Genomic DNA, 9,290 nt, shown 5'->3' on the forward strand with positions numbered 1-9,290 from the left:
ATGCCATCCGTGGTCGCGCCGGCGGCCCGGTTGACGCGGAACACCGAATGCTTGTCGCTGTAGAAGGCGATCGGCTTGCCGTGGGTCTCGAGATAGGCCCGCGCCGCCGAGAAATAGGAAAAGGTCGACTCCGTCTGGGCGAACTGCAGGTGCATCAACCGACTGGTGGCGTCGTCGATGAACACCAGCAGGGTGCACTTGGGGCCACAGTCCTCGAACCAGCGATGCTCGGAGCCATCGATCTGCACCAGCTCGCCAAGACAGTCGCGTCGGTAGCGCGGCTGATAGACCCGGCCGCGACGCTTCCTGCGGGTCTGCCAGAGGCCGTCGGCGACCATCCAGGCTCGCAACGTCTCGCGGGAGATGTGCAGATCGTGCAGTTCGCCGAGCTTCTCTGCGGCAAATGTCGGGCCGAAGTCCGCGTAGCGTTCCTTGACCAGGGCCATGGCCGCCAGCCGCACATCGTCGGGCGTCTTGCGGTTGCTCGGTCGGCCGCGCTTCCTGGAGATCAGGCCGTCAGCGCCGCGGAGCCGGTAGGCCTTCAGAAGCCGCCAGACCTGGCGCTCAGTCAGCCCGAGGATCTGGGCGGCGGCGCGCACCGGCGTCCGTTCGTGATCGACGTCTCGTAGAATCTCGTACTTGGTCAGCTCCGCATCGCTCATGATCCGCACCGGCATGGTGGCCATCTCCCAGGGGCCAAAAAACAGCCGGGGAGACTGACACGTCTAACTTGCTCGGCACTGACATTTGCATTTTGCGCCTACATTTGCGCCTAAGGAAGATTATCAGAAATTATCCTATGGAAGACTCGCCTCACTTGGGTTTGCGGAACTTGTAGAGGAACTGGTCGGTCTTCCCGCGGATCGACGGATCGAAGACCATCTTGTCGTGGGGGTCGTCCGGATTGGCCAAAACGTTGCTCTCGCCGTCGAACTTGAACCCTGCGGCGGCCAGGTCGGCCTTTACGCGCGCCGGATCGATCCGATGGATCTTTTCGGTGACGCTCATGTCCGCGCCGGCCACCGCAGCGTGGTCCAGGATCACGAACACGCCGCCGGGCTTCAGCGCGGCATAGACCTGCTTGTTGAACGCCGGCACGTCGGCCGGACCCATGAACTTGTCGTAGAGGTCATGATAGTTCTGGCGGATGAACACGACGTCCAGGCCGCTCGGCAGACCCATGGCGTTGGTCGGCGGCGAACTGACCTCGATGTTGTGGTCCGCGGCCTGCGCCGCCAGGGCCTGAACGCCAGTCAAGGCCGTCGGGTGCGCCTTAACCACCTCGGCGACCTGGACCGCATAGACCTTGCCCTTGGGGCCTACCGCCATGCTGAGGGCGCGTACGAATTTCCCGGGAACGATGTCGGCCACCTTGTCGCCGGGCTTCACGCCCATGAATTTGATGACCTCCGGGCCCTTGAACGACGGATCGCTCACCGCGTCCGGCGGCGGACCGGCGGCCGGGGCCTGAGCCTGGGCCGAGACGCCGGCCATGAGCGCGAAGCCCACGGCGATCATGGTCGCACGCGCGTAATTCATGTCACCCTCCCACTTCCTGTTGCCGCCAAGCTGAACCGGTTGGGCCTCGGGCACAATCCTCGTCCAGGCCCGCTCAGCCGAGGACGATCTCGCCGCGCGCGATCCGACAGAGGGTTTCGACGAAGAATCCCGGCTCCAGGCCCGTGACGCGCGTCTCCAGGCTTTCCGCCGTGTCTCCCGGCTTCACAGGCGCCGTCATTCGCGCAATCACCGGGCCGCGGTCGTATTCCTCGTCCACGAGGTGGATACAGATGCCGCTCTCGGCGACGCCGGCGGCGATCACCGCCTCGTGGACCCGCCGGCCGTACATGCCGTGGCCGCCGAATGCCGGCAGCGGACCTGGATGGATGTTGAGGATGCGGCCCGAGTAGCGGCCGAGGGTCCGCGGACCCAGCTGGCGCAGGTAGCCGGACAGCACGATCAGCTCGACGCCGTGATCGGCCATGGCCTGGGCCAGCCTCGCGTCGGCGGCGTCCGGATCGGCCTGGGTGGCGATCGAGAAGGCCGCGATCCCCGCCTCGGCCGCGAACACCAGGGCCGGTGCGCTGCGGTTGTTGCTGACCAGCAGACACGCCTCGGCATCCAGCTCCCCGGCTCCGATCGCCGCCACGACGGCCTGCGCGCTGGAGCCGTTCCTGGACGCGAGGAAACCGAGCTTAAGCGGCTTGGAAATCACGAGAAATTGCCGTTGAGTTCATGTTCAATTCGAAGTCCGTCATACCCAGCCTCAACGCCTGCCGGCAGCTCCGCCATCAGGGTGTCGTAGTCCAGGTCGATATGCAGGTTGGTGAGGATCGCCCGCTTGGGTCTCAGCCGCGCGATCCACTCCAGCGTTCTTTCGAGATGCGCATGCGTCGGATGTGGCCGATAGCGCAAGGCGTCGACGATCCAGACGTCCAGATCCGCCAGGGCCGCGAACGCCGCCTCGTCCAGGTTCACCACGTCGCTGGAATAGGCCACGCCTCCAAAACGGTAGCCGACGGACCGCACCCCGCCATGATCCTGGTCGAAGGTCGTGACCGGAATGACCCCGGAAGGCCCGTCGACCTGCCACGCCGCGCCATGCGGCGGGAGTGCGCGCCGCTGGCAGATCGCCGGATAGCCGCCCTCCGGCTCGAAGATATAGCGGAAGCGGCGCATCATCGAGGCATCGGTCGCCGCGTCCATGTGGCAGGCGATCTTGGCCCGCTGGTGGATGAAAAAGGCCCGCACGTCGTCAATGCCATGGACCTGATCGGCGTGGTCGTGGGTGAGCAGGATGCCGTCCAGCCGCTTGGCGCCGGCCTGCGCCGTCTGTAGCCGCAGGTCCGGCGAGGTGTCGATGATGGCCGTGGTCTCGGGCTCGGCCCCCTGCCCCAGCCGCCGGACGAGGAGGGAACAGCGGGTCCTCGAGTTCTTCGGATTGGCGGGATCGCAGGCGCCCCAGTCGCCGTCGGCCCGCGGCACGCCTCCGGAGGATCCGCAGCCCAGCAGGGTGAACCCCAGCGTGGCCGTCACGGCCTCACCTCGGCTTCGCGCGGGATCCGGTCGAACAGCGCGAAGAAGGCGTCCTCGGTCCGCGCCTCCGCCTCGTCGAGCGCCCAAGCGCGGACCTCCGCCAGTTTGGCCAGGACGTGCGGCACGAACGCCGGTTCGTTGCGGCGCCCGCGATAGGGCACAGGCGCGAGGTAGGGGCAGTCGGTCTCGACGATGATGCGGTCGGCGGGCATGTCGCGGATCACCGCGCGCACATCCTCGGCGGCCTTGAAGGTGGCGATGCCCGAGACCGAGAACCACGCTCCCAGCGCGGCTGCCCGCGACGCCAATTCTGCGCCGGAGGTGTAGCAGTGCATCAGCAGGCGGAACGGCCCCTTGGCGTATTCGTCCTCGAGGATCTCGCCCATGACCTGATCGGCTTCGCGGGTGTGCACCACCAGGGGCAGGCCGGTGTCGCGGGCCGCCGCCGCATGGGCGCGGAACACACGGACCTGGATGTCGCGCGGGCTGAGGTCGTAGTGGAAATCGAGGCCGCATTCGCCGATGCCCACGACCCGCGGATCTTCGGCGATCGCGATCAGGGTCTGCGGCGCCAGGTCTGGGTTCTCCTTGGCCTCATGCGGGTGCGTGCCCACCGTCGCCCAGATGTCCGGGTGATCGGCCACGGCGCGGACCTTGTCGTAGTTCGACACTCGGTCGCATATATTGACCATCAGCCGCACGCCGGCGGCGCGTGCGCGGTCGATCACCGCCTCGCGGTCTTCATCGAACTGCGGGGCGTGCAGGTTGACGTGGCTGTCGATCAGCATGGGCTCGTCTAGGCCGCGCGCGCGGCCTGACGCAACTCCCCGAGCGCCGTGAAGAGTGCGTCGGCCCGGTCGAGGTTGACGGCCTCCACGTCGCGGCTGAGCCGCTGCAGGGTCTCCCAGGCCTGGGCCCAGGCGTCCAGGCCGCCGATCCCCTGCCCGGCCCGTTCGGCGGCGAAACTGTGGACCCGCTCGCCCAGCCGGTCGAACAGCAGGTCGAACTGCGCCTGGCCCTCACCCCCGCGGAACCGGTCGGCGAGCGAGAGGGCGAAGGCCTCGTCGACCCGCGGCAGGCCCTCGAACAGGGTCCGCGCGGCGTCGTCCATTGCGATGGCGCCCTGCCCCGCCAACGCCCAGGCGCGGCCCGGCGCCCCGCCGGCCATCCGCGCCAGACGGAGCGAGTCTTCCACGCTGACGTCCTCGCGCTCGCGCACGAAGGCCGCGGCGTCCTCCAGCGGCAGGGGCTGAAAGGCCAGCCGGCGGCAGCGCGAGCGGATGGTGGGCAGCAGGCGCCCCGGCGAATGGGTGACCATCAGCAGCACCCCGTGCGGCGGCGGCTCCTCCAGGGTCTTCAGGATGGCGTTGGCGCCGAAGGGGTTGAGGTCGTCGGCGGCGTCGATGATGGCGACCCGGTGCGGCGCGCTGGCCGGCGACTTTGAAAAGAACTCGGAAATCCGCCGCGTTTCCTCCACGGGGATCACCTTGCGGACCTTGCCGTCCTCGCCGACCCGCTCCAGCACGAAGAGATCGGGATGGGCGTGGGCGATGATCTGGCGGCTGACGGGTTGGTCCGGGCTGGAGCCCAGGACGCCGTGGGCCGGATCGGGCGGCGCGCCCAGCAGCCGGCGCGCGGCGCGGAAGGCGAAGGTGGCCTTGCCGACCCCCTCGGGGCCCGTCAACAGCCAGGCGTGGTGCAGGCGCCCGCGCGCCCGGGTCGCCTCGAACGCGGCTTCGGCGGCCTCGTGGCCTTGGAGCTCGAACACCTCTCGTGGCGGGCGGATCTCAGTCATGGACCGCAAGCCGGTCGATCACCGCCGCCCAGACACGGGCCTCTACCGCGCCCAGGGTCCCGGTGGCGTCGATGACCACACAGCGCGCCGGCTCGGCCTTGGCGATGGCCAGGAAGCCCTCGCGCAGCCGCTCATGGAAGGCCTGCCCCTTCGACTCGAACCGCATCTCGGTCCCGGCGCGGGTGTGAGCCCTCTCCAGTCCCACGTCGACCGGCAGGTCGAAGATAAGCGTCAGGTCGGGCCGTGTACCCTCCAGGATATAGGTCTCCAGCGCGGCAATCAGCTCGGGCGCCGTGCCTCCCGCCGCGCCCTGATAGGCCCGGGTCGAATCGGCGAAGCGATCACAGATCACCCAGGCGCCGCGCGCCAGGCCGGGGCGGATCACCCGCTCCACGTGATCGCGCCGCGCGGCGTACATCAGCAGGGTTTCCGTGACCGGGCTCCAGCGATCGGCGGAGCCCTTCAGCACAAGCTCGCGGATCGCCTCGGCGCCTGGCGAGCCGCCGGGCTCACGCGTCGCCACCACCTCGCGGCCCTCGGCTTCGAGATGCGCGACCAATCGCTTGAGCTGGGTGGATTTCCCCGCTCCCTCGCCGCCTTCGAAGGTGATGAACCTGCCCTTGGACACCGGCCCAAAATGGCCGGTTCGCATCTAAAGTCTAGGGCCGCAGGACGCGGGCGTCGGCAAAGCCGATCCCGGCCACCTTGTCGCGCAGGGCATAAGCTTCCGCTTCGTCCGCCGGACCCGGCAGGGTCACGCGATAGAGAGTCTGGCCGCCCCGTTCGATCGGTTCGATCGTGGCGGCTCCGGCGCGTGCCAACTGGGCCACGGCCTTCTTCGCATTGTCCTGGTCGCCAAACGCCCCGGCCTGGATGCGGAAGACCGCGGCCGGACCGGCGTCGTGGAAACCGTCGTCATGGAACGCCGCGGCCGGAGCGGGGGATTCCGCCACTGTGGGCCGCGCCGAGGGCAGCGCCGCCAGGGCCACGACCGACACCGCCTCGGGCGGCTTCACCAGCGGCGCGGGCGCCGGCGCGGCAGGCGTCGCGTCAGCGAAGATGTCCTCATCCGCGGGCCGCCGTGCGCCGCCTGCGACCGGAATGGCCGGCGGCAGCGTGGCCTGGGCATAGAGCACGCCCGCGTCCGGCCCGGCCAGCGGCGCCGGCCCCACATAGCGCACCCGCACATGGGCCGTACCGGCGCGGTCGTAGCCCAGCTCGCGCGCCGCGGCATGGCTGAGATCGATGATCCGGCTTCCCACGAAGGGCCCGCGATCGTTCACCCGCACCACCAGCTTCTTGCCATTATCGAGGTTGGTCACCTCGACCATCGACGGCAGCGGCAGGGTCGTGTGCGCCGCGGAGAACTGATTCATATCGAAGATCTCGCCGTCGGCCGTGGCCTTCAGCTGAAAGGCGTCGCCGTACCACGAAGCGATGCCGGTCTCGTCATAGTGCGGCTGGTCGTGCGGCACGTACCAGATGCCACCCACCTGATAGGGCGCGCTGGTGCCATTCTTGCCGTTGGACGGCGGACGCGCGGCCGAGCCCTGGGCGCCCTCGCGCACCGCGTACTTCGGCGACAGGGTCGAGCAGGCGGCGAGCGAAGCACCGGCCATCAACACCACGACCCACCGGCCGATCCGAGCCTTCTGTCCCCGATCCATGGCGAATCCCCCCTGCTTGCTTCGCGCGATGACACCCTGCGGCCGGAAGCTTTCGCCGTGGTTAACCGGGTCTTGCCGGCGGTTGCGGCAGCCCGCGGGCGCCGCTACCGATGGTCGATCAAACCGGGGGTGGCGTATGCGTGGAATGTCGGGGTTTCTGGCGGTTGGCGTGATGGCTGCCGCGTTTTTGGCGAGCCCAGCCCTCGCCGCCAAACCGCCATCCAAGCCGGCGGGGCCCTGTATCGACGCCGCCATGGCCTGTACGGAATGGGTGCCGCTGGGCAAGGACGGCGGCCGCTCGCTGATCTACCGGAGCCTGCCGCTCACCAAGCCCAATCCGCACGTGCGCCGCGCGCTGATCATGGTCCATGGCACCCTGCGCAACGCCGACCACTATTTCACCACCGCCACCGGCGCGGCGTTCCTGGCTAAGGCGCTGGACGACACCATCGTCATTTCCCCTGCCTTCCACTCCGCGGAGGGCGGCTGCAAGGACGCGCTGGCGCCCCACGAAATCAGCTGGAGCTGTGCCGGCGACAGCTGGCGCTCTGGCGGCATGGCGGCCAGCGACAAGAACCTCTCCTCCTTCGAGTTCGTCGATGAAATCCTGCGCCGGCTGGCCGACAAGAAGGTGTTCCCCAACCTGACGGGCATCGTCGTGGCGGGCCATTCCGCTGGCGGCCAGTTCGTCGCGCGCTACCAGATGGCCAACCGGGTGCACGAGACCCTCGGAACGCCGGTGACCTATGTGGTGGCCAACCCGTCCAGCTACGCCTGGCCCGACGCCAGTCGACCGCTGCCTGAGGGAGACGCCGCGCCGGCCGCCGCGGCCAGGGGCTGGGAGAGCGAGACCCCGCACGTAAATTTCCGCTACGGCCCCTTCGAAGCCGCGCAGGCCCCCGACTATGACCGCTGGCCTTTCGGTCTGGAGCAGATCACCGGCTATGCGGCGCGCCAGACGCCGGACCAGCTGCGCGCCCAGCTCGTAGGCCGGCCGACCACCTATCTGTTCAGCCAGGTCGACACTCTGCCGCTCGGCGGCTTCGACGGCTCGGCCAGCGCGATGGCCCAGGGCGCCACGCGCCGCGCCCGGGGCGAGGCGTTCGTGAAGTATCTGGCTGAACACCTTGGCGGGAAACCGAAAACCTTGATCGTGCCAGAATGCGGCCATAACGACCGCTGCGTCTTCACCACCGATGACGTGCTGAAGGAGATCTTCCCGCCCCTCTGAGGACACCCGGCGCTTGCCAAGCGCGGCGAAGTCGCAAGAAGTGGGCGTCCAGATCCGCGCCAGACGGATCGGCGGAGGAGACCAGCACCATGCGCTTCGGCATCTTCTATGAGCATCAGCTCCCCAAGCCCTGGAACGATGGCGATGAGGCGCGCCTCTTCCATCAGGCCCTGGAGCAGGTCGTCCTCGCCGACCGCCTCGGCTACGACTACGCCTGGGAAGTCGAGCATCACTTCCTGGAGGAATATTCCCACTCCTCCGCCCCCGAGGTGTTCCTGGCGGCCTGCGCGGCGCTGACCAAGACCATCCGCGTCGGCCACGGCATCCGCCAGGTGATCCCCAACTACAACCACCCTGCCCGCACGGCCGAAGGCCTGGCGACGCTGGACATCGTCTCGAACGGCCGCCTGGACTTCGGCATCGGCGAAGGCGCGACGCGGCTGGAGCTGGGTGGCTTCGCCATTCCCGCCAAGGAGAAGCGCGCCCTGGCGCTGGAGGCCGCCGAGCAGATCGCCAACATGCTGGTGATGGACCCCTACCCCGGCTTCCAGGGCCAGGGCTTCTCCTTCCCCTGCCGCAACGTGGTCCCAAAGCCGATCCAGAAGCCCCATCCGCCGATGTGGATGGCCTGCACCAACCGCGACACCATCAAGGTCGCCGCCTCCATCGGCGTGGGCGCGCTCGCCTTCTCTTTCGTCGACCCGGAGGAGGCCAAGGCCTGGGCGGAGATCTACTACGGCATCATCAAATCGGAGGACTGCACGCCCATTGGCCATGCGGTGAACGCCAACCTGGCCATGGTCTCCAACTTCTCGGTCCACCCGGACCGGGCCGAAGCGATCCGCCGGGGCCAGGAGGGCTTCGAATTCTTCAGCTATGCGGTGAACGCGCTGGTGGCCCACGACGCCATCCCCGGCCGCTCCACCCTGTTCGAGGACTTCCAGAGGTCGCGCGCCCGCAGCGACGAGGAGATCATCGCCGCCTCCAAGGCCGCGGCGCGCAACGCCAACGGCATCGGCACGCCCGACGACATCCGCGAGCACGTTCGGGCGTTCGAGGCGGCCGGCGTCGACCAGGTGATCTTCCTGCAGCAGGCCGGCCGCAACAAGCATGAGCACATCTGCCAGTCGCTGGAGCTGTTCGCCGCCGAGGTGATGCCGGCGTTCAAGGCCGAGGCCGCTGAGCGCGAGGCGAGGAAGGCCGCTGAACTCGCGCCCTATCTGGAGGCCGCCATGGCGCGCAAACGCTGGATGGCGCCCCTGGCCGACGCCGACATCCCGGTGGTGCCGGCGTCACGCGCCAAGGCGCAGATCAACGAGGCGGTGAAGTAGCGGCCCGTCGTCGCCAGGGCTTCGAAGCCAATCCTGGGAAACTCGTAGAGCGGAACAGGATGGCGGGCGGTGTGTCCGTTCTTGGTGATTGTTTTTCCAACACAATCCGGAATCCATGAATTGACTATACCGTACTCTATACGACCTCAATTTCGGCCGGCCTGACGACATTCAAAGATCACAAATTAAAAGCGATTTAGCGTCAGGCTTGCGTCAACTGAGGACATCGC

At 68.2% G+C, this 9,290-nt stretch carries 10 protein-coding genes; 2 read left to right on the top strand and 8 right to left on the bottom strand.

What is annotated here, in order from left to right:
* The 8 genes from E8A12_RS17615 to E8A12_RS17650 all read right to left on the bottom strand — a co-directional run.
* Window positions 1–677: ISNCY family transposase (locus E8A12_RS17615; protein ID WP_293371215.1), on the bottom strand; the 677-nt coding region annotated here is incomplete at its 3' end.
* 136 nt (window positions 678–813) lie between these two features.
* Window positions 814–1,539 carry a methyltransferase gene (locus tag E8A12_RS17620; protein ID WP_293371217.1) on the bottom strand — a complete coding sequence of 242 codons (726 nt, stop codon included), beginning with the start codon at window positions 1,537–1,539 and terminating at the stop codon, window positions 814–816.
* A 73-nt stretch (window positions 1,540–1,612) separates the two neighbouring features.
* Entirely contained in the window at window positions 1,613–2,215 is a 603-nt protein-coding gene (locus tag E8A12_RS17625; protein WP_293371219.1) for a phosphoribosylglycinamide formyltransferase, read from the bottom strand.
* The gene (locus E8A12_RS17630; RefSeq protein WP_293371221.1) at window positions 2,212–3,036 is read right to left on the bottom strand and encodes an MBL fold metallo-hydrolase; all 825 of its coding nucleotides are present in this window, start codon (window positions 3,034–3,036) and stop codon (window positions 2,212–2,214) included. The genes E8A12_RS17625 and E8A12_RS17630 overlap by 4 nt, the downstream gene beginning before the upstream one ends.
* Window positions 3,033–3,824: a TatD family hydrolase gene (locus tag E8A12_RS17635; RefSeq protein ID WP_293371223.1), complete on the bottom strand. Its 792-nt coding sequence runs from the start codon at window positions 3,822–3,824 to the stop codon at window positions 3,033–3,035. The genes E8A12_RS17630 and E8A12_RS17635 overlap by 4 nt, the downstream gene beginning before the upstream one ends.
* Window positions 3,825–3,832: 8 nt before the next feature.
* Window positions 3,833–4,831: a DNA polymerase III subunit delta' gene (locus E8A12_RS17640; RefSeq protein ID WP_293371225.1), complete on the bottom strand. Its 999-nt coding sequence runs from the start codon at window positions 4,829–4,831 to the stop codon at window positions 3,833–3,835.
* On the bottom strand, window positions 4,824–5,459 hold the full coding sequence (gene tmk / locus E8A12_RS17645; RefSeq protein ID WP_293371233.1) for a dTMP kinase: 636 nt from the start codon (window positions 5,457–5,459) through the stop codon (window positions 4,824–4,826). Before tmk ends, E8A12_RS17640 begins: the two co-directional genes overlap by 8 nt.
* A gap of 31 nt (window positions 5,460–5,490) precedes the next feature.
* Window positions 5,491–6,498 carry a septal ring lytic transglycosylase RlpA family protein gene (locus tag E8A12_RS17650; RefSeq protein WP_293371227.1) on the bottom strand — a complete coding sequence of 336 codons (1,008 nt, stop codon included), beginning with the start codon at window positions 6,496–6,498 and terminating at the stop codon, window positions 5,491–5,493.
* 172 nt (window positions 6,499–6,670) lie between these two features.
* Here E8A12_RS17650 and E8A12_RS17655 point away from each other — a divergent pair, with 172 nt between their 5' ends.
* Together E8A12_RS17655 and E8A12_RS17660 are read left to right on the top strand one after the other, a co-directional pair.
* Entirely contained in the window at window positions 6,671–7,729 is a 1,059-nt protein-coding gene (locus tag E8A12_RS17655) for an alpha/beta fold hydrolase (RefSeq protein ID WP_293371229.1), read from the top strand.
* Window positions 7,730–7,818: 89 nt separating this feature from the next.
* Window positions 7,819–9,060, top strand: a complete 1,242-nt coding sequence (locus tag E8A12_RS17660; protein WP_293371231.1) for an LLM class flavin-dependent oxidoreductase — start codon at window positions 7,819–7,821, stop codon at window positions 9,058–9,060.
* The last annotated feature ends 230 nt before the right edge of the window (window positions 9,061–9,290 follow it).

The organism is Phenylobacterium sp., assembly GCF_004799395.1.
In the GTDB taxonomy this organism is placed as follows: domain Bacteria; phylum Pseudomonadota; class Alphaproteobacteria; order Caulobacterales; family Caulobacteraceae; genus Phenylobacterium.